This window comes from Streptomyces sp. NPDC001634 (genome assembly GCF_040298185.1).
In the GTDB taxonomy this organism is placed as follows: Bacteria; Actinomycetota; Actinomycetes; order Streptomycetales; family Streptomycetaceae; genus Streptomyces.
The window spans coordinates 47,412-67,971 of the sequence record NZ_JBEOZU010000039.1 but is presented as its reverse complement, the minus strand read 5'-3'; the positions used below and the strand labels follow the sequence as shown (position 1 = coordinate 67,971).

General features: G+C 71.0%; 24 protein-coding genes. 12 read left to right on the top strand and 12 right to left on the bottom strand.

Going from position 1 to position 20,560, the window contains the following annotated elements:
* The first annotated feature begins 49 nt into the window (after positions 1 to 49).
* Positions 50 to 1,696 carry a DNA repair helicase XPB gene (locus tag ABT186_RS25465; protein WP_351222485.1) on the top strand — a complete coding sequence of 549 codons (1,647 nt, stop codon included), beginning with the start codon at positions 50 to 52 and terminating at the stop codon, positions 1,694 to 1,696.
* 59 nt (positions 1,697 to 1,755) lie between these two features.
* Here ABT186_RS25465 and ABT186_RS25460 read toward each other — a convergent pair whose 3' ends face one another.
* Entirely contained in the window at positions 1,756 to 1,944 is a 189-nt protein-coding gene (locus tag ABT186_RS25460) for a hypothetical protein (protein ID WP_351222483.1), read from the bottom strand.
* A gap of 334 nt (positions 1,945 to 2,278) precedes the next feature.
* On the opposite strand from ABT186_RS25460, the gene ABT186_RS25455 reads away from it, so the two are divergent.
* Positions 2,279 to 4,321: a HelD family protein gene (locus tag ABT186_RS25455; RefSeq protein WP_502973320.1), complete on the top strand. Its 2,043-nt coding sequence runs from the start codon at positions 2,279 to 2,281 to the stop codon at positions 4,319 to 4,321.
* Positions 4,322 to 4,569: 248 nt separating this feature from the next.
* On the top strand, positions 4,570 to 5,328 hold the full coding sequence (locus ABT186_RS25450) for a class I SAM-dependent methyltransferase (RefSeq protein ID WP_351222481.1): 759 nt from the start codon (positions 4,570 to 4,572) through the stop codon (positions 5,326 to 5,328).
* Here ABT186_RS25450 and ABT186_RS25445 read toward each other — a convergent pair.
* Positions 5,309 to 5,638, bottom strand: coding sequence for an ArsR/SmtB family transcription factor (locus tag ABT186_RS25445; protein WP_351222479.1), 330 nt, complete (start codon positions 5,636 to 5,638; stop codon positions 5,309 to 5,311). The genes ABT186_RS25450 and ABT186_RS25445 overlap by 20 nt on opposite strands.
* A 77-nt stretch (positions 5,639 to 5,715) precedes the next feature.
* Between ABT186_RS25445 and ABT186_RS25440 the strand changes: the two genes are divergently transcribed.
* Complete coding sequence (locus ABT186_RS25440) at positions 5,716 to 6,936, top strand: MFS transporter (RefSeq protein WP_351926967.1); 1,221 nt, start codon at positions 5,716 to 5,718, stop codon at positions 6,934 to 6,936.
* Between the two features lie 12 nt (positions 6,937 to 6,948).
* Here the strand turns inward: ABT186_RS25440 and ABT186_RS25435 are convergent, their stop codons facing one another.
* From ABT186_RS25435 to ABT186_RS25425, 3 genes are all read right to left on the bottom strand, one after another.
* Positions 6,949 to 8,184, bottom strand: coding sequence for a trypsin-like serine peptidase (locus ABT186_RS25435; RefSeq protein WP_351926965.1), 1,236 nt, complete (start codon positions 8,182 to 8,184; stop codon positions 6,949 to 6,951).
* Between the two features lie 172 nt (positions 8,185 to 8,356).
* A complete protein-coding gene (locus ABT186_RS25430; protein WP_351926963.1) occupies positions 8,357 to 9,049 on the bottom strand; it encodes a copper homeostasis protein CutC in 693 nt (230 codons plus the stop codon).
* Between the two features lie 111 nt (positions 9,050 to 9,160).
* Complete coding sequence (locus tag ABT186_RS25425) at positions 9,161 to 9,730, bottom strand: maleylpyruvate isomerase mycothiol-dependent enzyme family protein (RefSeq protein WP_351926979.1); 570 nt, start codon at positions 9,728 to 9,730, stop codon at positions 9,161 to 9,163.
* Positions 9,731 to 9,809: 79 nt separating this feature from the next.
* Here ABT186_RS25425 and ABT186_RS25420 point away from each other — a divergent pair, with 79 nt between their 5' ends.
* Complete coding sequence (locus ABT186_RS25420; RefSeq protein WP_351226508.1) at positions 9,810 to 10,451, top strand: HD domain-containing protein; 642 nt, start codon at positions 9,810 to 9,812, stop codon at positions 10,449 to 10,451.
* A gap of 28 nt (positions 10,452 to 10,479) precedes the next feature.
* Entirely contained in the window at positions 10,480 to 11,547 is a 1,068-nt protein-coding gene (locus ABT186_RS25415; RefSeq protein WP_351226506.1) for a GNAT family N-acetyltransferase, read from the top strand.
* On the opposite strand, the gene ABT186_RS25410 is transcribed toward ABT186_RS25415, so the two are convergent.
* Complete coding sequence (locus tag ABT186_RS25410; RefSeq protein WP_351226504.1) at positions 11,536 to 11,823, bottom strand: DUF4031 domain-containing protein; 288 nt, start codon at positions 11,821 to 11,823, stop codon at positions 11,536 to 11,538. The genes ABT186_RS25415 and ABT186_RS25410 overlap by 12 nt on opposite strands.
* On the bottom strand, positions 11,820 to 12,203 hold the full coding sequence (locus tag ABT186_RS25405) for a DUF8819 family protein (protein ID WP_351926961.1): 384 nt from the start codon (positions 12,201 to 12,203) through the stop codon (positions 11,820 to 11,822). The genes ABT186_RS25410 and ABT186_RS25405 overlap by 4 nt, the downstream gene beginning before the upstream one ends.
* 57 nt (positions 12,204 to 12,260) lie before the next feature.
* Between ABT186_RS25405 and ABT186_RS25400 the strand changes: the two genes are divergently transcribed.
* From ABT186_RS25400 to ABT186_RS25390, 3 genes are all read left to right on the top strand, one after another.
* Entirely contained in the window at positions 12,261 to 13,196 is a 936-nt protein-coding gene (locus ABT186_RS25400; protein WP_351226500.1) for a MurR/RpiR family transcriptional regulator, read from the top strand.
* A 53-nt stretch (positions 13,197 to 13,249) separates the two neighbouring features.
* Entirely contained in the window at positions 13,250 to 14,185 is a 936-nt protein-coding gene (gene murQ, locus ABT186_RS25395) for an N-acetylmuramic acid 6-phosphate etherase (protein WP_351226498.1), read from the top strand.
* An 87-nt stretch (positions 14,186 to 14,272) separates the two neighbouring features.
* Positions 14,273 to 15,682 carry a PTS transporter subunit EIIC gene (locus tag ABT186_RS25390; protein ID WP_351226496.1) on the top strand — a complete coding sequence of 470 codons (1,410 nt, stop codon included), beginning with the start codon at positions 14,273 to 14,275 and terminating at the stop codon, positions 15,680 to 15,682.
* A gap of 18 nt (positions 15,683 to 15,700) precedes the next feature.
* Here the strand turns inward: ABT186_RS25390 and ABT186_RS25385 are convergent, their stop codons facing one another.
* The 4 genes from ABT186_RS25385 to ABT186_RS25370 form a co-directional block, all read right to left on the bottom strand.
* Entirely contained in the window at positions 15,701 to 16,126 is a 426-nt protein-coding gene (locus ABT186_RS25385; RefSeq protein WP_351926959.1) for a hypothetical protein, read from the bottom strand.
* Positions 16,123 to 16,551, bottom strand: coding sequence for an ATP-binding protein (locus ABT186_RS25380; RefSeq protein WP_351226492.1), 429 nt, complete (start codon positions 16,549 to 16,551; stop codon positions 16,123 to 16,125). The genes ABT186_RS25385 and ABT186_RS25380 overlap by 4 nt, the downstream gene beginning before the upstream one ends.
* Positions 16,552 to 16,693: 142 nt before the next feature.
* Positions 16,694 to 17,482 carry an anti-sigma factor family protein gene (locus ABT186_RS25375; RefSeq protein ID WP_351226490.1) on the bottom strand — a complete coding sequence of 263 codons (789 nt, stop codon included), beginning with the start codon at positions 17,480 to 17,482 and terminating at the stop codon, positions 16,694 to 16,696.
* 25 nt (positions 17,483 to 17,507) lie between these two features.
* Complete coding sequence (locus ABT186_RS25370; RefSeq protein ID WP_351926957.1) at positions 17,508 to 18,110, bottom strand: sigma-70 family RNA polymerase sigma factor; 603 nt, start codon at positions 18,108 to 18,110, stop codon at positions 17,508 to 17,510.
* Positions 18,111 to 18,537: 427 nt separating this feature from the next.
* Between ABT186_RS25370 and ABT186_RS25365 the strand changes: the two genes are divergently transcribed.
* From ABT186_RS25365 to ABT186_RS25355, 3 genes are read left to right on the top strand one after another with little or no spacing between them, the layout of a single operon-like run.
* Positions 18,538 to 18,834 carry a cupredoxin domain-containing protein gene (locus ABT186_RS25365; RefSeq protein ID WP_351226486.1) on the top strand — a complete coding sequence of 99 codons (297 nt, stop codon included), beginning with the start codon at positions 18,538 to 18,540 and terminating at the stop codon, positions 18,832 to 18,834.
* Positions 18,831 to 19,772 (top strand): metallophosphoesterase family protein, encoded by a 942-nt coding sequence (locus ABT186_RS25360; protein ID WP_351926955.1) that lies wholly within the window; start codon positions 18,831 to 18,833, stop codon positions 19,770 to 19,772. The genes ABT186_RS25365 and ABT186_RS25360 overlap by 4 nt, the downstream gene beginning before the upstream one ends.
* Positions 19,769 to 20,170, top strand: a complete 402-nt coding sequence (locus tag ABT186_RS25355; protein ID WP_351226482.1) for a hypothetical protein — start codon at positions 19,769 to 19,771, stop codon at positions 20,168 to 20,170. Before ABT186_RS25360 ends, ABT186_RS25355 begins: the two co-directional genes overlap by 4 nt.
* Positions 20,171 to 20,195: 25 nt before the next feature.
* On the opposite strand, the gene ABT186_RS25350 is transcribed toward ABT186_RS25355, so the two are convergent.
* Positions 20,196 to 20,441 (bottom strand): hypothetical protein, encoded by a 246-nt coding sequence (locus tag ABT186_RS25350; RefSeq protein WP_351226480.1) that lies wholly within the window; start codon positions 20,439 to 20,441, stop codon positions 20,196 to 20,198.
* Between the last annotated feature and the right edge of the window lie 119 nt (positions 20,442 to 20,560).

Genomic DNA, 20,560 nt, shown 5'->3' with positions numbered 1-20,560 from the left:
GCACACTGGACGTTTGGCCGTGCTGAGCCATCAAGAAAGGCAGCCGCGCGTGAACGGTCCGCTCATCGTCCAGTCCGACAAGACCCTGCTCCTCGAGGTCGATCACGAGCAGGCCGACGACTGCCGTCGTGCCATCGCGCCGTTCGCCGAGCTGGAGCGGGCGCCCGAGCACATCCACACCTACCGGGTGACCCCACTGGGGCTGTGGAACGCGCGGGCCGCGGGGCACGACGCCGAGCAGGTCGTGGACGCGCTCGTGCAGTACAGCCGTTATCCGGTGCCGCACGCGCTGCTCGTCGACATCGCCGACACCATGGACCGGTACGGGCGGCTGACCCTCACCAAGCACCCGGCCCACGGGCTGGTCCTGACGACCACCGACCGGCCGGTCCTGGAGGAAGTGCTGCGGTCGAAGCGGATCGCTCCGCTCGTCGGTGTCCGGATCGACCCGGACTCGGTCGCCGTCCATCCCTCCGAGCGCGGGCAGATCAAGCAGGTGCTGCTCAAGCTGGGCTGGCCCGCCGAGGACCTCGCGGGTTACGTGGACGGCGAGGCGCACCCGATCGAGCTGCGCGAGGACGGCTGGGCGCTGCGGCCCTACCAGAAGCAGGCCGTGGAGAACTTCTGGCACGGCGGCAGCGGGGTCGTCGTGCTGCCCTGCGGGGCCGGCAAGACCCTCGTCGGCGCGGGGTCCATGGCACAGGCCAAGTCCACCACCCTCATCCTCGTCACCAACACGGTCTCCGCCCGGCAGTGGAAGCACGAGCTGGTGAAGCGGACCTCCCTGACGGAGGACGAGGTCGGGGAGTACTCCGGTACACGCAAGGAGATCCGGCCCGTCACCATCGCCACCTACCAGGTGCTGACCACCAAGCGGAAGGGTGTCTATCCGCATCTGGAGCTGTTCGACTCCCGTGACTGGGGGCTCATCGTCTACGACGAGGTGCATCTGCTGCCCGCGCCCGTCTTCAAGTTCACGGCGGACCTGCAGGCGCGCCGGCGGCTGGGGCTGACGGCGACCCTGGTGCGTGAGGACGGCCGCGAGTCGGACGTGTTCTCCCTCATCGGGCCCAAGCGGTTCGACGCGCCCTGGAAGGAGATCGAGGCCCAGGGGTACATCGCGCCCGCGGACTGCGTGGAGGTGCGGGTGAACCTCACCGACTCCGAGCGGCTCGCCTACGCCACCGCCGAGACCGAGGAGAAGTACCGGTTCTGTGCGACCACCGACACCAAGCGGAAGGTGACCGAGGCCCTGGTGCGGCGGTTCGCCGGTCAGCAGATCCTCGTCATCGGGCAGTACATCGACCAGCTGGACGAGCTGGGTGAGCATCTGGCTGCGCCCGTCATCAAGGGCGAGACCACCAACGCCCAGCGCGAGAAGCTCTTCGACGCCTTCCGGGAGGGCGAGATCAGCGTGCTCGTCGTCTCCAAGGTCGCGAACTTCTCCATCGACCTGCCGGAGGCGACCGTCGCCATCCAGGTGTCCGGGACGTTCGGGTCCCGGCAGGAGGAGGCGCAGCGGCTGGGACGGGTGCTGCGGCCCAAGGCCGACGGGCACCAGGCCCACTTCTACTCGGTCGTCGCCCGCGACACCATCGACCAGGACTTCGCCGCCCATAGGCAGCGCTTCCTGGCGGAGCAGGGGTATGCGTACCGGATCGTGGATGCGGACGAGTTGCTGGCGGAGGAGATCTGAGGCCGGGGACAAAGACCGGGACAAGGACGAGGACAAAGAGGGAACAAAGAGGGGCGCCGTTATCGCCCGCGGCGGATGCCCGCCTCTTCTCCGTACTCGCCGAAGAGGACCACGTCTATCGCGGCGCCGAGGAACACCTTGACGGCGCGCAGGGCGTCACCGAGGCGATGACGGTGATGGTCGCCGTCGAGGGCGGTCGCACCGGACGGCGGGCCTTTGTGGGCTGGTGTGAAGGTCGCTGCGCTCATGTATCCATGGTGGAACTCCTTGACCCGAATGGCGTCGGACCAAGGACGTAACCTGCGCGGCCCTCTCGTACCCCTGCGGGCCACCCCGTGTAGTACTCCGGTGGGAGTCCGTCCCCTAGGGCACGGGGGATCACGCCCCTGAGAGGGCCGGAAAACCGTTGGCCGCCGCATCCGCCCGTCACCTAGAATCTCCTCTCTTGCCCGCCTCCCTTCACGGAGAGCCGTCGTCCGGACGGAAACCGGACGGCAGTACCGCCACCCGTCACCGCGACAGCCGGCCGATGCATACCCACGCCCCGACCGGCTCAAAGCCACGCCCCGGAGGCACCTTTCCGTGTCCACCTCGCCAGCCCCCGACCCCCTCTCCCGCGAGCGCTCCCACCTGACCGCCTCCCGTGCCGCGCTGCGCGCGATGCGCGAGGACGTGGAGAACCTCGACATCCGCGACGTCACCGCGAACTGGGTCAACGCCGAGGTCCTCGCCCGCCAGATCGAAGAGCGCATCAAGGCCCTCGCCGATCTCAGCCACACCCCGCTGTTCTTCGGGCGCCTCGACTACCTGCACGCTCCCGGCGCCGATCAGGCGGAGGGCGCGGAGGGCGAGCGTTTCTACATCGGGCGCCGTCATGTGCACGACGCCGACGGCGACCCGATGGTGATCGACTGGCGTGCGCCCGTCTCGCAGCCGTTCTACCGGGCCTCGAAGAGGGACCCGATGGACATCGCGCTGCGCCGCCGTTTCGGCTACACCGGCGGTGACCTCACCGCCTACGAGGACGAGCACCTCTCGGACCCCGCCGAGGCGGCCACCACCAGCAAGCTGCTCCAGCAGGAGATCGAACGCCCGCGCGTGGGCCCGATGCGGGACATCGTGGCCACCATCCAGCCCGAGCAGGACGAGATCGTGCGGTCCGGGCTGTCGGGGACCGTCTGCGTGCAGGGTGGTCCGGGGACGGGGAAGACCGCCGTCGGCCTGCACCGGGTCGCCTATCTCCTCTACGCCCACCGCGAGCGGCTCGCCCGTACCGGCACCCTCGTCATCGGGCCCAACAAGTCCTTTCTGCACTACATCGAGCAGGTGCTGCCCGCCCTCGGTGAGCTGGAGGTCAAGCAGGCGACGGTCGACGACCTCGTCGCCCATGTCGAGGTGCGCGGGACGGACACCGCGGCCGCCGCCGTCATCAAGGGCGACGCGCGCATGGCGGAGGTGCTGCGCAGGGCCGTCCGCTCGCATGTGACGATGCCCGCCGAACCCGTCGTGGTGGTGCGCGGCTCCCGGCGCTGGCGGGTGCCCGCGTACGAACTTGAGGAGATCGTACGGGAGTTGCTCGACCGGGACATCCGGTACGGCGCCGCCCGCGAGGCCCTGCCGCAGCGGATCGCGCATGCCGTGCTCGTCCAGATGGAGCGGTCCGGGGAGGCGCCGGACGACCGTGTGCAGGACGCCGTGGCCCGCAACCCGGCCGTGAAGGCGGCGGTCAAGGCGATCTGGCCGCCCGTCGACCCCGCCAAGCTGGTCCTGCGGCTGCTCACCGACGCGGACTTCCTCGCCGAACACTCGGACGGGATCCTCGACGAGGACGAGCGGAAGGAGATCCTCTGGGCGAAGGCGGTGCGGTCCGTGAAGTCCGCGAGGTGGTCGCCCGCGGACGCCGTGCTGATCGACGAGACCACCGACCTCATCCAGCGGACGCACTCGCTCGGGCATGTGGTGCTCGACGAGGCGCAGGACCTGTCCCCGATGCAGTACCGGGCGGTGAGCCGGCGCTGTACGACCGGTTCGGCGACCGTGCTCGGCGACCTGGCGCAGGGCACCACGCCCTGGGCGACCCGGAGTTGGGAGGAGGCGCTCGCCCACCTGGGGAAGTCCGGCGCGGCGGTCGAGGAGCTGACGGCCGGTTTCCGTGTGCCGACGGACGTGATCGCATACGCCTCCCGGCTGCTGCCGCATATCGCGCCGGGTCTGACGCCGGTCGCGTCGGTGCGCGAGAACCCGGGGTTCTTCGAGGTGCGTACGATCTCCGACGCCTCCGAAGTGGTGACCGCCTGCGCCGAGTTGCTGCGCAACGAGGGTTCGACCGGCCTGATCGCCGCCGACGCCAGGATCCCCGCGCTCGCCGAGGCGCTCACGGCTGCGGGCATCGGCCATCTCGGCCCCGGCGAGGAGACGACGCAGGAGACCAGGCTGACCCTGGTCCCGGCGTCCCTGGCCAAGGGTCTGGAGTACGACTACGTGGTCCTCGACGAGCCGCAGGCCGTCGTCGACGGCGAACCGGACGAGCGGGCGGGCCTGCGCCGCCTGTATGTGACGCTGACCCGTGCGGTGTCGGGCCTGGTCGTCACGCATGCGGCACCCCTGCCGCCTCAACTGTCCTGAGGGAAGGGCGAGTCGGTGAAGCGGGCGGCGCTGGAACCCCGTGAGAATCCGGGGCCGGCGCGGCCGGGAACGCCCGTTTCCAGGCCTTGCGAGGGGGTGTGGGCGTCACCTTGTCCCCGGCGGCGCACGATCCCCTTCGCACCCTCCCGAAAGCCCGCGACACAGCCGCCGACGGCTTCGGCTCGCATGCGCTGACCTGGGCTTTCTCCGGCTCCGGGCCTACGATCGAGGCTCTGGAAGGGGGCCGGATGGACCGGAGCATCCGCACGCCGGAGGACGTACTCGAACTGCTGGACCGGCTGTTCGCGCCGGGGGCCGACCGGTGGACGGACGGCGCGGCGTCGTGGTGGGACGGTTTCTACGCGGACCGTTCGCGGCCGGTGCCGTTCTTCGTGGCCAAGCCGGACGAAAACCTGGTCTCGTACCTCGACCGGGGCCTGATCCCCGACCGGGGACGCGTGCTCGACGTGGGGTGCGGGCCGGGGCGCAACGCACTGTATCTCGCCTCGCTGGGCTTCGAGGTGGACGCGGTCGACCTCTCGCCGGGGGCGATCGCCTGGGCCCGGGAGCGGGCGCGGGAAGCGGGCGTCGAGGTCGCGCTCCACTGCGGGAACGTGTTCGCGCCGGCCGACGAACTCCGCGGGCAGTACGACCTGGTCTACGACTCGGGCTGTTTCCATCATCTGCCACCGCACCGCCGCATCAGCTACCTGGGCCTCCTGGACCGGGTCCTGGCACCGGGCGGGCATTTCGCACTCACCTGTTTCGCGGCCGGTGCGATGGGCTCCGAACTGGACGACGCCGACTTCTACCGTCACTCCCGGCTGCACGGCGGCCTCGCCTACGGCCCCGAGTCCCTGCGCGGCATCTTCGCCGGCCTGACGGAGGTCGAACTGCGCCGCATGCACGACGAGCCGCCCGGCTCCGCCCACTTCGGCGAACCCTTTCTGTGGACAGCCCTGTTCCGCCGCCCACCCGTCGAATCCCTCAGGAGGGCAGGGATGTGAGCAACGCGTCCAGGAGGCCGGGGAATCTCGCGTCGAGGTCGTCGCGGCGCAGCTGCACATAGCGGTTGCGGCCGGCTGCCCGGGTCGAGGTGAGCCCGGCCTCACGCATGATCTTCAGATGGTGCGAGACGGTCGACTTGTGCAGATGCGCGAGGCCGAGCGCGTCGGGCGCACAGCTGAACTGCCGGCCGGTCGAGTAGACCTTCAGCAGCCACAACCGCACCGGATCGCCGAGCGCGTGAAGCACCTTGACCAGCTCGATGTCGTCCGCATCGGGCTGGGGCAGCCACTCTCCCTCTTCCTCGGCCACGGATCCTCCCGAACTCAAACCGTTTGACAAGCATCCAACATTCTCTATTGTTTGACCAACGTCAAACCGTTTCGCCCATGCACCGCACGCACTCTGGGGGACCCGTGCGCCTACGTCTGCTCCTGCTCGCCCTCGGTACGTTTGCCGTCGGAACGGACGGCATGGTGATGGCCGGCATCCTGCCGCTCATCGCCCGTGATCTGGATATCTCCCTGACGGCCGCCGGACAGGTGGTGACCGTCTTCGCCCTGTCGTACGGGATCCTGGCCCCGGTGCTCGCCACCGTGACCGCCAAGTGGCCCAGGCGCCGTGCCCTGTTGACCGCGCTGGCCGTCTTCACTCTCGCCAACTCACTGACCGCGCTGGCCCCTTCGTACGGCGTCCTGCTCGGCACGCGCGTGCTCGCCGCCGTTGGCGCCGCCCTCTACACGCCCACCGCGAACGCCGTCGCAACCACGCTGGTGCCACCGGAGCGACGCGGCCGGGCGATCGCCGTGGTGATGGGAGGGCTGACCGTCGCGACCGCGCTCGGCGTGCCGCTGGGCACCTGGATCGGGCGCACGGACTGGAGGGAGACGATGTGGCTGGTGACCGGGCTCGGCGCCGCCGCTTTCACCGGGCTCGCCCTGCTGCTGCGCGAACTCCCTCAGCCCGTCTCGGGGTTGAGCCTGCGCGACCGGCTCTCCCCGCTCGCCGACCCGCGTGTCCTCGGCGCGGCCCTCACCACGTTTCTGGTCTTCCTCGCCTTCCAGACGACGTACATCTACTACACGCTGGCCACACGCCCGGCCACCGGCGGCGACCAGGACCGGCTGACACTGCTGCTCCTGGTGTCCGGGATCGCGGCGGTCGGCGGATCACAGCTGGGCGGGCGGCTGGTCGACCGGTGGGGGCCGCGCCCCGTGATCCTGTCGGCGTGCGTGGCCTATCTGGCGCTCGCGGCCGCCCAGCCCTGGACGCTGCGTACCATGCCGACGGCGCTGGCGGCCTCCGCGCTCACCCCGCTGGCCGGCTGGTCGATCGCGGTCGCACTGATCGCCCGCCTCGCCTCCCTCGAGCCGGCCAAAGCGCCGGTGCTGGTCTCCCTCAACAGCAGCGCCCTGTACCTGGGCATGGCGGCCGCGGGCGGCACCGGCAGCCTGGCGATCGCCCTGTTCGGCGACCGCTGGTTCGTGTGCGCGGGTGCGGGGCTGATGGCCCTGGCGACGGGTGTGGCGGCGCTGACGACGCGGCCCCCGGCGCCGAGCGCCGGGGGCCGCGTGGAGGTGGCCGACCACGAGGTCAGCCCCTCCGCCTGACGAGCGGGCCGCCTACTTGAACTTGTTGCTGGTCGCCAGGTACACCTGCTTGGCGTTGGCGCCCAGCCGCGGACCGGTGATGAAGGTCTTGCGGTCGCTCAGGGAGTTGTCGGAGACCAGGTACGTACGGCCGTTGCGGGTCATGAACCACGGACCGCCCGAGGCGCCGCCGTTCATCGAGCAGCCGATCATGTACTGCGCCGGGTACTGGCTCGGGTAGCTGTAGCCGAGCACCGCACGCTTGGTCGCACCACGGCAGTCGTACATCTTCGAGCCGTCGTACGGCGCCTCGGCGGGGTAGCCGCGCACCTCCATGTTCCTGATCGTGTTGGCCGCGGGGGCGTCGAACCACACCGGGAGCGCCGAACCGGCCATCTCCTGGAGGGACTTGTGCCCCTTCTCCGGCTTCACATGGATGACGGCGTAGTCGTACGCGGAGGCCACCGTGGCCTGGTGCGCGCCGCCCTTGATCCAGTCCTGGGACGTCGTGGCCCAGTCGGCCCACCAGATGCCGTACGGGGAGACCTCGCTGGAGCGGACGTTCTGCGACGCCTGCCGGATGTCGTACCGGCCGGTGTTGTCGAAGGACGGCACGAAGGCGATGTTGCGGTACCAGCCGCCGCCCTTGCCCGCGTGCACGCAGTGGCCGGCCGTCCACACCAGGTTGGACCTGCCCGGGTGCGCCGGGTCGGTGACCACCGTGCCGGAGCACACCATGTCGCCCTGCGGCGTGCTGAAGAACAGCTTGCCGACCGGCGGCGCGTAGTGGTGGTAGGTCGTCCCGACCCGCGTGGCCGCCTGCCGCTTCACCGGGCCGTCGGGCGTGTACATGTACGTGGTCCCGCCACCGCCGGTGCTGGTGCTGCTCGCCGCGGTGATCGTGGGGATGCTCGACTCGGCCTTCGCGACCCGCTCCGGGGACCAGAAGTCCTTGATGTACGGGTTGGCGAAATCCTCGGCCTTGGACTTCCAGTCGCTGAAGTCCTTCCAGCCGCCGTCCTTCCACTTCTGCAGCGCCTCGCCGGTGAGGTCGGTGGGGATGCCGGCCGGCAGCTTGTAGCCGCCGATCGACGTCCCGCCGTCCTGTCCGGTGTCGACGCCCTGATCCTTCTGGTCCGCCCGGCCCGACGACGAGGCGGACGCCTTGCCCTCGTCGTTCGTCTTGTTGTCGCAGGCCGTGGCGGTCACCATGACCGCGGCGATCACGGCGGCAGCGGCCGCGGCGCCGCGGCGGCGTATGAATGGCATGGAGCCCAGTCCCCCTGTGGCTGATTCTTGTCATGCCCCGGCTCGGCCGGAGCGTCCCCAACTATGCACGTGAGTGGGCGTGGAGTGATCATGGGGGGACAGTCAGCACACAACAACTACGTGGCGAATATCGATCTGTGACATGACGTCATGCCACGGTGACAGGGCCTAGCTAGAGGGCGTCGATGGCCGTGCGCCACTCCCGTACCGCCTCCGCCGAGACCGGAGTGGTCCAGCCGTCCGTGCGGGCCGCTCCCCCGATGTGGAAGGCGTCGATGCCGGCGGCGCGCAGCCGCGGAACGTGGTCGAGGCGCAGGCCGCCGCCGACGAGGAGCTGCTGGGTGTAGCCGGGCTCGCCGCGCCGGGCGGCCTCGGCGACGAGGGTGGCCAGGCCGTCGTCCACGCCGTCCGCCGAGCCCGCCGTGAGATAGGCGTCCAGGCCCGGCAGATCGGCGAGCTGCTTGCGCAGGGCGTCCCGGTCGGCGGCCCGGTCGATCGCCCGGTGGAAGGTCCAGCGGCAGCCGTCCAGCTCCGCGACCAGCCGCTCCACGGTGTCGAGGTCGGGCCCGCCGTCCTCGCCGAGGAACCCGAACACGAACTCCTCGGCGCCGGCCGCGCGCAGCTCCCGCGCGGCGCGCACGAGCGCCTCGGTGTCACCGGCCGCGAACCCGTCCCACAGACGGAGCATCACGCGCAGCGAGATGTCGACGGCGGCGCGGATTCCGGCAAAGGTCTCCACCGGCGGGGTCAGCCCGTCGGCGGCCATGTCGGTGACCAGCTCGAGGCGGTCCGCGCCTCCGGCCTGGGCGGCGACCGCGTCCTCGACCCCGAGGGCGATCACCTCCAGGACTGCACGCGTGCTCATAGGACCCCTTCCGGTTGGTGTTCCCCTGGAGCGACTATAGGTCTAGTCCAATCCAAGGGTACGACGACGGGGTGCCGAGAGGGGGAAGATCGCGGACCGCCGGGGGCACGCTCAGCCGAAGATGTTCAGCTCACCCGCCTCCGCCCCCGCCGGCTCGTAACCCGTCCCCGGCACCGGGCGCCCCGCGTACAGCCGTACCAGGGTGGCGGCCTCGCCGATGTACCGCGCGGGCGTCCGCGGCGCCGACGTGTCGCCGAGGCGCAGCGGCTCGTCCTCCCCGACTGCCTCAAGGGCGTGGGAGGTACCCCCATCGTCCAGGTCGGCGTGCAGCGGCAGGTGGCTCTTCTCGCGCGTCACCCGGACCAGCAGGGTCAGCGCGTCCGGCAGCCCCTGTCCCGCGTACGCCCCCGGCTCCCGGAAGGTCTCCCGTACGTCCCCGGCGTGCACCCACTCGCCCAGTGCGATCATGTCCAGCACCCCGCCCGCCCTGGCGATCACCGGCCCCGCCTCGGTCATCCCGCGTTCCAGCTCGTCGACGACCTGCGCGTTCGTCCAGCCGGCGCGCTCGGCGAACGGACTTCGCGCTGCCGACCGCCGCGTGTCCCGGGTGGACGCGTCGGGCCGGGCCCGCAGCAGCGGTATCAGGGCATCCCGCTCGACGCTCAGCAGCCGCCCGGGCAGTTCGGGGTCCGTACTTCGTGTACGTCAGTCATGGGCTCCAACCCAGGTGCCCCGGTGCGCGCCGCGGGAGAATGACGCCATGGCCGATCTCGACGCCCTGCGCACCCGCTGGACCCGCGCCCTGGAAGGAGCCCGGCCCGCCGGCGGCCCCGACCCGGTCCCGTACGCCGACGACCTCCTCGCCCGCTGGCAGGAGCCGCAGCGCCGCTACCACACGCTCACGCACCTCACCGCGGTCCTCGACCACATCGACGTGCTGGAGGAGTACGCCGACGACCCGGATGTCGTCCGCCTGGCCGCGTGGTTCCACGACGCCGTCTACGCCCCCGACCGCTCCGAGAACGAGGAGCGCTCGGCGCGCCTCGCCGAACGCGCGCTCCCCGAGGCCGGGGTCCCCGACGAGAAGACGGCCGAGGTGGCCCGCCTGGTCCGCCTCACCGTCGGCCATGACCCGGCCGACGACGACCGCAACGGCCGGGTCCTGTGCGACGCCGACCTGGCGATCCTCGCCTCGCCCCCGTCCGCGTACGCCGCGTACACCGCCGCCGTCCGCGAGGAGTACCACTTCATCCCGAACGAGGACTTCCGCGCGGGCCGTACCGCGATCCTGCGCCAACTCCTCGACCTGCCACGACTGTTCACAACCCCGTACGGGGCGGCGAAGTGGGAGGCGACGGCCCGCTACAACATCGGTTCCGAGCTGGAAATGCTGTCGACCTGAGAACTGCGGCCCGCCTACCCTGCACGACATGCGACCAATGGGCGGGGAACAGGTGACGGAGGCCGTCGCGGGGGCCGTGGCGGCACTGCGGGCGGGCGTGGACCAGGACTGGGGCAAGGTCGGGGCGGGGCGGCTGGAGTGGGACTGCCGCCGCACCGCCGAGCACATCGCGAGCGATCTGATCGCGTACGCCGGGCAGTTGGCGGGGCGGGCACAGAACGCCTACGTGCCCTTCGACATCGTGCTGGAGGACGACGCCGACAACGAGGGCATCCTGCATGTGATCGAGACGACGGGGGCGCTGCTCGCGGCCGCCGTCGCCACCACGCCCCGCGAGGTGCGGGCCTTCCACCCGTACCCCTTCCGCAGCGCGAACCGCGAGGGGTTCGCCGCAATGGGCATCGCCGAGGTCCTGCTGCACACGCACGACATGGCCGAGGGGCTGGGGATCGCATACGAGCCGTCCCCCGAACTGTGCGAGTCCATCCTGACCAGGCTCTTCCCGCACGTCCGCCCCGGCCCCGACCACTGGCGCACACTCCTGTGGGCCACCGGCCGCGGCGATCTGCCCGGACGGGCCCCGGTCACCGAGTGGCGCTGGAACAACAACCTGGTGATCCCCGCCGAGCGCCTCACCCTGCAGGGCATCACACCCGCGGCCGCCGCCGATCTGCGCGCGGGCGGCACCGGCGGCTTCGAATGGCTCGACGGCGGCCCCTTCGAGGGCACACGCGAGGCCGCCGGGCTGGTCGTCAAGGCGTACGAGACCGGGGTGCACCGGCCGGAGTGGGGCGTGTTCGTGCTCGTACGGTCCGCGGACGGCCGCGCGGTCGGCAGCATGGGCTTCCACGGCGCTCCGGACGAGGAGGGCCGCGCGGAGGTCGGCTACGACCTGGTGGAGGCGGCCCGCGGCAACGGCTATGCGACGGAGGCGCTCCGCGCGCTGGCGGCGTGGGCCCTGGCGCGGGAGGACGTGCGTGCCGTGTTCGCCGTCGTGGACAAGGACAACACCGCCTCGCAAGGGGTGGTGTCCCGCGCCGGGTTCCGGCGGGTGGCCGGGGACGGGGAGCAGGACGCGTACGAACTACGGGGCTGACCGGCGCACCGGGGGCACCCGGCCCTTGCGCCTGCGCAGTCCGGACGCGTGCAGCAGCCGCACCACCTCGCGGCTGCTGACCTCCACCGCGCCCGCCCGCACCGCGTCCTCGTACCGGTGGGAGGGGAGGTCATAGTGATCGTTTTCGAAGGCGCGGCGCGGGACGTCCAGCTTCTCGGCGAACGCGTGCAGTTCGTCGTACGAGACATCGCTGACCAGGTGCGACCACATACGGCCGTGTCCCGGCCAGTTCGGAGGGTCGATGTAGACGGTCACGAGGACGACATTCCGCCCGTCGCCGCCCCCAGCGAGCCCACCGCCGCCACCTTCACGCCCGCCTGGGAGCACACCCAGTGCGGGTCGGGGCCGAGTTCGGGCTCGACGTCCAGCGCATGCGGGTCGCCGGAGCCGCAGACCGGGCACAGCGGCCAGCGTCCGTACCGCTCCAGCAGGGCGTCCTGGACGTCCTGCGCCACCAGTCCCGCCACGTACTCCACGCCGTCCGGCCACTGTTCGACCCACCAGCGCCGCTGTACGACGGAGTCCTCGACGAGCGAGACCACGTCCGCCTCCGCGACCGCACCGGCCACCAAGTCGGCGAGCACCAGGGCACGGGCCGCATGCAGGGCCTGTTCAAGCGGGCTAATGGGCTCCATAACACCTATTGTGCGCACTCTTGACCGCATCTCCGAACAGAAAATATCTTTCATGGTGTGACCCGTGACGTGAAGGGAATTTTCGCATCGGTGGGGCCGGGCGCGCCGCCCGCCCCCGCCGCGCTCGCCGCCAAGGTACGGACCCTCGCGCCTTCCATGACCCGGTCCATGCAGCGCGTCGCCGAGGCCGTCGCCGGCGACCCGGCCGGATGCGCCGCGCTCACCGTCACCGGGCTCGCCGAGCTGACCGGGACCAGCGAGGCCACCGTCGTACGGACGGCCCGTCTTCTCGGCTACCCGGGCTACCGGGACCTTCGGCTGGCCCTAGCGGGCCTCGCCGCACAGCAGCAGTCGGGCCGCGCCCCGTCCGTCACCGCCGACATCGCGGTCGACGACCCCATCGCGGACGTCGTCGCGAAGCTCGCGTACGACGAGCAGCAGACCCTTGCCGACACCGCGGCCGGGCTCGACACCGTGCAGCTCGGCACCGCCGTCTCCGCGCTGGCCGCCGCCCGCCGTATCGATGTGTACGGCATCGGGGCGTCCGGGCTCGTCGCCCAGGACCTCGTCCAGAAGCTGCTGCGGATAGGGCTCATAGCCCATGCGCACAGTGATCCGCACCTCGCCGTCACCAACGCCGTGCAACTGCGCGCCAAGGACGTGGCGATCGCGATCACGCACTCCGGCTCCACCGGCGACGTCATCGAACCGCTGCGCGTCGCCTTCGAGCACGGCGCGACCACCGTGGCGATCACCGGCCGTCCGGACGGGCCCGTCACCCAGTACGCCGACCACATCCTGACCACGTCCACGGCGCGCGAGAGCGAGCTGCGGCCCGCCGCGATGTCGTCCCGCACCAGCCAGCTCCTCGTCGTGGACTGCCTGTTCATCGGCGTGGCACAGCGGACGTACGAGACGGCGGCGCCAGCGCTCTCGGCCTCGTACGAGGCCCTGGCGCACCGTCACCAACCGCGCGGTGGAACGAAGCGCTAGTCCCTGCCCGTCCTCTCTCCTGAGCAGTGCCGCACCGGAAACGAGCCACCCTCATGACCTCCACGTCCAACCACCGTGATGTCCGTGCCGAGTTGGAGACGCTGACCACCGAGGCGTTCCGTCCCGAGCTGGCAGAGATCGACCGGCTGCCGACGTCGGAGATCGCGAAGATCATGAACGGCGAGGACGCGACGGTACCGGCCGCGGTCCGCGCGCGGCTCCCGCAGATCGCCGCCGCGATCGACGCCATCGCGGAGCGGATGGCCCGGGGCGGCCGGCTCGTCTACGCGGGCGCGGGCACCGCAGGGCGGCTCGGTGTCCTCGACGCGTCCGAGTGCCCGCCGACCTTCGACACAGACCCTGCCCAGGTCGTGGGCCTGATCGCGGGCGGAGCGAGCGCGATGGTGACGTCCGTCGAGGGCGCGGAGGACTCCAGGGAGCTGGCGGCGAAGGACCTCGACGCGCTGGAACTGACACCGGACGACACGGTGGTCGGCGTCTCGGCCTCGGGCCGCACACCGTACGCCGTCGGCGCGGTGGAGCACGCCCGCGCGCGCGGCGCGCTCACGGTCGGCCTGTCCTGCAACGCGGACAGCCCCCTCGCGGCCGCCGCCGACCACGGCATCGAGATCGTGGTCGGCCCCGAACTGCTGACCGGCTCGACACGGCTGAAGGCGGGCACCGCGCAGAAGCTGGTCCTCAACATGCTCTCGACGATCACGATGATCCGTCTGGGCAAGACCTACGGGAACCTGATGGTCGACGTCCGCGCCTCCAACGACAAGCTGCGCGCCCGCTCCCGCCGCATCGTCGCACTGGCGACGGGCGCGACGGACGAGGAGATCGAACGCGCCCTCGCGGCCACGGACGGCGAGGTCAAGAACGCGATCCTGACGATCCTGAGCGGCGTGGACGGCCCGTCGGCAGCGCGGCTCCTCGCGGAGAGCGCAGGCCATCTGCGCGCGGCCCTGGAGAAGGCGCGCGGCTGACACCGGGGGCGTCCTTCCGGAGGAGAGCCGGGGCCGATTGCGCGCGGCGTCCGTGGGGGTGGTGTGCCCCGGCCGCACGCTCGGCTGGTGACCAGTACCTCATACGCCGCCACGGCCGCCGCTCTCCTTCCCCTGGTCGGCGGTCCCGCGAACGTCACCTCCGTCGCCCACTGCATGACCCGCCTCCGGCTGGGACTGACGGACCGCTCCCTCGTGGACGAGGACGCGCTGCGCGAGTTGCCCGCGGTACTGGGTGTCGTGGACGACCACACGTACCAGATCGTGCTCGGGCCGGGGACGGCCGCGAAGGTCGCCTCCGAGTTCGAGGCGCTCGTGGGCACGAGGGCGGATGAACCGGCGGCTCCCGGTGCCGGGTTGGCGGATGAACTGGCCGCTCGCGGTGCCGAGTTGAAGGAGCACCGGCAGCGGCGCAACGCCACGCCCGGCAAACTGCTCCTGCGGCGCGTGGCGAACGTCTTCGTTCCGCTGATCCCGGCCCTCATCGGCTGCGGCGTCATCGCGGGCGCGACCGGTCTGCTGCTGAACCTGCGGCTGTTGCCTTCCCTCACCCCCGCCCTCGCCGCCCTCTCCTCCGGTTTCCTGGCCCTGATCGCGGTCTTCGTGGGCCACAACACGGCGAAGGAGTTCGGCGGCACCCCGGTACTGGGCGGCGCGGTGGCGGCGGTCGTGGTGTACCCGGGGGTCGCGAAGGTCACCGCGTTCGGCACCGCGCTCGCTCCCGGGCAGGGCGGAGTCCTGGGCGCTCTGGCCGCCGCGTTCCTGGCGACGTACGTCGAGAAATGGTGCCGCACCTGGGTTCCGGACACCCTGGACGTGCTGGTGACCCCGACGCTCACGGTCCTCGTCCCCGGCCTGGTGACGCTGTACGTCCTGATGTACGCGGCCGGAGAGGTGTCGTCGGCGATCGGCGCGGCGGCGAACTGGCTCCTCGCCACGACCGGCGCCCTGGCGGGCCTGGTCCTCGGCGGTCTGTTCCTCCCGCTGGTCATGCTGGGCCTCCACCAGGCCCTGATCCCCATCCACACCACCCTCATCGCCCAGCAGGGGTACACCGTCCTGCTCCCCCTCCTGGCGATGGCGGGCGCGGGCCAGGTGGGCGCGGCCGCGGCGGTGTACGTACGCCTCCGCCACGACGCGTCCATCCGTACGACGATCAGGTCGGCGCTCCCGGCAGGGCTCCTCGGCGTGGGCGAACCACTGATCTACGGCGTCTCGCTCCCGCTGGGCCGCCCGTTCCTCACGGCCTGCGCGGGCGGCGCGGCGGGCGGGGCGTTCGTCGGCTTCTTCGCGATGCTCGGCGCCAGGGTGGGGGCGACGGCGATCGGGCCGTCGGGCTGGGCCCTGTTCCCGCTACTGGCGGGCAACAGGGGGCTGGGGACGACGGCTGCGATCTATGCGGGCGGGCTGCTGACGGGGTACGGGGTCGGTTTCCTGGCGACCTACGCCTTCGGCCTACCGCGCCCCGGCGCCCGGTGAACCCGCAGCCGGGTCGCTTCAGGTGCTGGGGCGCCCGGCAACCGTCCAGGCGGCGTATTCCTGGCGGACGTAGGGGCGGCAGCCGGGGCCGGACTCGATCGAGTCGGGACGGCGGGGGCCGGCCACCAACTCCGGGTGGCGAAGGTCGTACCGCACGAGCTGTTCGGCGGTGCGGACAGCGGCGCCGACCGCGCCGGAGCCGGGGTCCGCCAACGCCATCCGGTCCATGAGGGCGGCCCGACGGAGCAGATGGATTCGTTCGGCGGCCGCCGCGTCGGCCGGCGGAGGGACGGTGCCGATCCGGGCCTGGCGGCCGTCGCGTTCGGCCCCGAGCGCGAGCACCTGGTGGATCTCACGACGCAGGTCCGGGGCGTTCGCATACACCTCGCACGGGCGCGGGGCGTCGAATCCGCCGCCGGTGTCCAGGTCGACGTCCACGGTCATACCCGGCACCGGAGGCAGGCACGGACCTCGCGGCCGCCGCCCGTGTGGTGGACCTCGGTCGACTGCGCGAGGTACTCGACGATGCCAGTGCCGCGGCCGTGTTCGTCCGGGGCGACATCGTGGTGACCGCGCTCCACGGCGGATCCGGAGTCGCTGACCACGATGTCCAGCGTGCCGTGGTCGAGGACGAGCAGCACCGTCATGCACTCGCGGCCGTACTGGGCGGCGTTGGCGGCGAGTTCATCGACGATGAGTACGGCGGAGTCCCGCTCGCTCTCGGGAACGCTCCAGCACTCCAGCAGTTCCGCCACGAAGTGACGAGCGGCGGAGACATGCGCCTCCTGCGCGGGCAGCGTGAGAAGCGCCTGGTGGTGGCAGGACGGTGGGAGCAGTGAGCTCGTCGGGGCGAAATCGGTGACAGACATGGTCTTCTGGCTCTTCTGTGGATGCGGGCGGTCGGTGTGCCGGAACCTGCATGTGAGCGCTCATACAGTTCCACGGACGGCACATACTTGACGGTTCGATCCATTCGCGCCTTTTGCCGAATCTCGCCCGGGCTCCCTCGCCTCACGCCCGGATCGTGACCATCTTCTGACCGTTGCCGGCGACGATCTCGAAGTGGTCGATGGCCCCCGGAGACATGGGGACCGCCCCTGGGATCGTGGTGCCGGTGGGGTACTCGCCCGCCCGCCAGGTGGCACCGTCCGCCCTGGCCCCGCCGAGCCCGACCGCCTGCAACCGGCAGGTGATTCCGGCGGGCGCCCCCTTGGCGGAGACCTGCAGCACACTGCCCCAGGCGGAGGGCGAGACCTTCACCGAGGCGGAGACGCCAGTGGTGGGATCGCTTCCGGAGAAGGTGCGCAAAGGAGCCGGTGCGGTCGGTCCGGGCTGCTGCGCCTCGCCGCCCACGGACCCGATGGTCGCCAGCCATGTGCCGCCGGCCGCCGCCCCGATGAGCATCAGAGAGGCGACAGCGCCGGCCAGTTGCAGCCGCCAGGTCCTGCGGCGCCGGGCCGCAGCCTGCTGGAGCAGCCGGTCGAGCAGACCCGCCTCGGACGCCTGCGGCACCGCAGGCGTGACGGGCCGTGCGGGCGGCGCGCCCTGCCCGCTCTCGGCTGCCCGCGCCACCAGCCGATCGGCCAGGTCCCCGCCGGCCGCCGGCACCGCCTGGCCCGCGGCTTCGGCTGGGGTGACCATCGCGAGCAGCGCGGGCAATCCAGCCAGTTCGGCGTGTTCCGCTTGGCACTCGGCACATACCGCGAGGTGGGCGCGCACCTGTTCCATTTCCGTCGGAGACAGGGCGCCCAGGACGTATCCGCCCAGCGCCAGCCGGAGGGCGTCGTGGTCCGCGCTCATGGTCGGCACCTCCTCCATGCCACGGTCATGGCTCGATGCCCCGTTCCCGCAACGCCAGCCGGAGGGCATGCAGGGCGTAGTAGGTCCGCGACTTGACGGTGCCCAGCGGGATGCCCAGCACATCCGCGGCCTCCGCCATGGTCCGGCCCCGGTAGTACGTCTCCAGCAGTACGGCGCGGTGGTCCGGGGACAGCGTCCGGATGGCGTCGGCCACCGCCCAGCTCTGCAGTGCCTGCTCGATCTGGTCCTCGCCCGGCGTCTGCTCGGCGACCCGCTCCAGGGCCTCGCCGTCGACCTCGGGCGGCCTGGCCTTCCGGGCCCGGTGGGCATCGATGACCAGGTGCCGGGCGACCGTGCACAGCCATGCCCGGGCCGGACCCCGTGCGGGGTCGAACGCGGCGGGGTGCTGCCACGCCCGTATCAACGTCTCCTGCACGACATCCTCGGCCCATTGCCGGTCTCCTGAGGTCAGTCGCAGCACGTAGTGGAACAGGGGTCCTGCGTGCTCGGCATACAGAGTGCGGAGCAGTTCCTCGTCCGTGGTCGAAATGGTCCCTTCACCAGAGACACGGTGCGTGGAGCGATTCGGATCGGCCGTTGGACCACGCTTTCGGGAACTCCATGGCATAAGACGATCATCGCTCATATTCACCGTTTTGTCGTATTACACACAGTGAGGCACTGTGCGGCACCGGTGACGCGCGGAGAAATCTCGCAAAAGGTGTATATCAACCGAACCGCCGATGCGCACCGCCCGTGGAGCCAGACAAGAGCCTGATCAGTGAGGAACGAACATCATGTCCCTGGACTTTCATCGACCGCGCCGGCGATCACGCATTGCGGCCGGACTGGCCGTCGGCACCGTTGCCACCGTCGGCGCGCTGGGGCTGCTCAGTGCGTGCGGCCACTCGTCGCATTCCTCGTCCGACGCAGCTGGCGCCATCACACCTGGCCCGGGTCAGAGCCGGACGGCCGGGATGCCCGGTGCCGCCGGGCCGGGGAACACGGCGGGCTCCGCTCCCGGCACCTCGGCCATGCCGGGCATGAGCGGACCCATGAGCTCCCCGAGCACGGGCGCGCCCGCCGCGCCGGTGGCCGGAGACGCCGTGGCGATCAAGAACTTCGCCTTCTCCCCGGCCACGCTGAAGATCAAGGCGGGCACAAAGGTGACCTGGAGCAACCAGGACACCGACGCCCACACCGTCACCAGCGCCGGACCAGGCGGCCCGTTGCACTCGGCCGCCCTGAACACCCACGCCACCTACAGCTACACGTTCACCAAGCCCGGCACCTACTCCTACCTCTGCACCATCCATCCGTTCATGACCGCCACCGTGGAGGTGACCCGATGAGCGAGTACGACATGACCCGGCGACAACTCCTGCGGCACGCCGGGTGGTTCGGCGGAGCCGTGGTGCTGACCGTGGCCAGTGGAGAGGTGATCAGCCACATCGCCGACTCCCGGGACACCGCCGCCGGGACTGTCGGGGCCGCCGCGGCGGAAAGCGGTGCGCTGCGGTTCGTGCAGGTCTCCGACAGCCACATCGGCTTCCAGGGCCCGGCGAACACGGACGTGGCCGGCTCCTTCACCGAAGCGATCAACCAGGTCAACTCGCTCGGGTTCAGGCCCGACTTCGTCATGCACAGCGGCGACCTGACCCACCTTTCCACGGGGGCGCAGTTCGACCAGGTCAGGCAGATGATGACCGGTCTGCGGACGGATCGTGTCTTCACCGTCCCGGGCGAGCACGACTCCATCGGCGATGCGGGCCGCGCCTACCGGCAGACCTTCGGCAAGGGCACGCTCGGCGACGGCTGGTACAGCTTCGACACCCACGGCGTGCACTTCATCGCCCTGGTCAACACCCTGAGTCTGGAGAAGCTCGGCCACCTCGGCAACGAACAGATCGACTTCGTCCGCAAGGACGTGGCGGGGCTGCCGTCGGACACTCCCCTCGTGGTCTTCAGCCACATCCCGCTGTTCGCCATGTACCCGAAGTGGGGCTGGAGTACGGACGATGCGCTGAAGGTCCTCGCGCTTCTGCGCCGTTTCTCGTCGGTGACCTGTCTCAACGGGCACGTCCATCAACTGTTCACCAAGACAGAGGGCAACATCACCTTCCACTCGGCCACCACCACCGCCTACCCGCTGCCGAAGCCGGGCCGGGCCCCCGCCCCGACTCCGCAGGTCGTGCCCGCCCGACAGCTCAAGGACGCACTCGGCATCCGCACCGTGGGCTACCGGCAGGGCGACCGGGAGCTGGCGGTCAAGGACGAGAGGCTGGCATGAGCACCGGAAGACTCCTCGCCCCGGCCGTGCGTTCGGCGATCGCCGCCACGCTCGCCGCGAGCGGATACATCCACGCCCAGCTCTACCTCGACGAGTACCGTTTCCTGCCCATCGTCGGCCCCCTGTTCCTGCTCCAGGCGAGCGTCTCCTTCGCGGTCGCCGCGCTGGTACTGATCGGGATGCCCCTCCTGCTGAGGTTCGCCGCGGCCGGTGTGGCGCTCGGCGCCCTCGCCGGCTTCACCGCCTCGCGCACCGTAGGCGTCTTCGGATTCACCGAAAAGGGGCTGCTGCCCGCCCCAGAGGCCCTGCTCAGCCTCCTTGCCGAAACCGGCACGCTGCTGCTCCTCGCGTTCTGGCAGGCGATGGTGATCAGACAACGACGAACTCCCCGGCCTTGAAGCGCTCCCTTAGGGAGGGGAGCAGTCAAGGCAGCCGCCGCTCCCGGTTGAGCTGCCGCACCCGCGCCCGCAGCTCCTCGCCCACCGGCATCGAGCGCAGGACGTCCGTCAGCCGCTCGGCCGTCTGTACGTTGCAGCGCCCCAGCTCCACCAGAGCGAACGACTCGGCGCCCGCGCCGGTGACCGGGTCGACGCACAGGGACGGCAGGACGATGCCGACCCTTTCCAGAGCGACCCGCAACGCCTCGACGACCTCTTCGGTTGACCGCACCTTCCCTACCTCCACGCTGAGTCTCCGATACGCCACACAGCGTGTATGCCCCGCGCCTAACCTGGCCGGATACGGCGTCCCAACAAAGCCGTGTGTGAGACAGGAGGCGGCCCATTTCG

Bases quoted from the DNA above. Each gene is read 5' to 3' on its own strand.
- ABT186_RS25460 (WP_351222483.1), bottom strand. From the start codon at position 1,944: ATGAGCGCAGCGACCTTCACACCAGCCCACAAAGGCCCGCCGTCCGGT.
- ABT186_RS25450 (WP_351222481.1), top strand. From the start codon at position 4,570: ATGGACCGGAGCATCCGCACGCCGGAGGACGTACTCGAACTGCTGGAC.
- ABT186_RS25440 (WP_351926967.1), top strand. From the start codon at position 5,716: ATGCACCGCACGCACTCTGGGGGACCCGTGCGCCTACGTCTGCTCCTG.
- ABT186_RS25435 (WP_351926965.1), bottom strand. From the start codon at position 8,184: ATGCCATTCATACGCCGCCGCGGCGCCGCGGCCGCTGCCGCCGTGATC.
- ABT186_RS25430 (WP_351926963.1), bottom strand. From the start codon at position 9,049: ATGAGCACGCGTGCAGTCCTGGAGGTGATCGCCCTCGGGGTCGAGGAC.
- ABT186_RS25420 (WP_351226508.1), top strand. From the start codon at position 9,810: ATGGCCGATCTCGACGCCCTGCGCACCCGCTGGACCCGCGCCCTGGAA.
- ABT186_RS25415 (WP_351226506.1), top strand. From the start codon at position 10,480: ATGCGACCAATGGGCGGGGAACAGGTGACGGAGGCCGTCGCGGGGGCC.
- ABT186_RS25405 (WP_351926961.1), bottom strand. From the start codon at position 12,203: ATGGAGCCCATTAGCCCGCTTGAACAGGCCCTGCATGCGGCCCGTGCC.
- murQ (WP_351226498.1), top strand. From the start codon at position 13,250: ATGACCTCCACGTCCAACCACCGTGATGTCCGTGCCGAGTTGGAGACG.
- ABT186_RS25385 (WP_351926959.1), bottom strand. From the start codon at position 16,126: ATGACCGTGGACGTCGACCTGGACACCGGCGGCGGATTCGACGCCCCG.
- ABT186_RS25380 (WP_351226492.1), bottom strand. From the start codon at position 16,551: ATGTCTGTCACCGATTTCGCCCCGACGAGCTCACTGCTCCCACCGTCC.
- ABT186_RS25375 (WP_351226490.1), bottom strand. From the start codon at position 17,482: ATGAGCGCGGACCACGACGCCCTCCGGCTGGCGCTGGGCGGATACGTC.
- ABT186_RS25370 (WP_351926957.1), bottom strand. From the start codon at position 18,110: ATGCCATGGAGTTCCCGAAAGCGTGGTCCAACGGCCGATCCGAATCGC.
- ABT186_RS25365 (WP_351226486.1), top strand. From the start codon at position 18,538: ATGAGCTCCCCGAGCACGGGCGCGCCCGCCGCGCCGGTGGCCGGAGAC.
- ABT186_RS25360 (WP_351926955.1), top strand. From the start codon at position 18,831: ATGAGCGAGTACGACATGACCCGGCGACAACTCCTGCGGCACGCCGGG.
- ABT186_RS25355 (WP_351226482.1), top strand. From the start codon at position 19,769: ATGAGCACCGGAAGACTCCTCGCCCCGGCCGTGCGTTCGGCGATCGCC.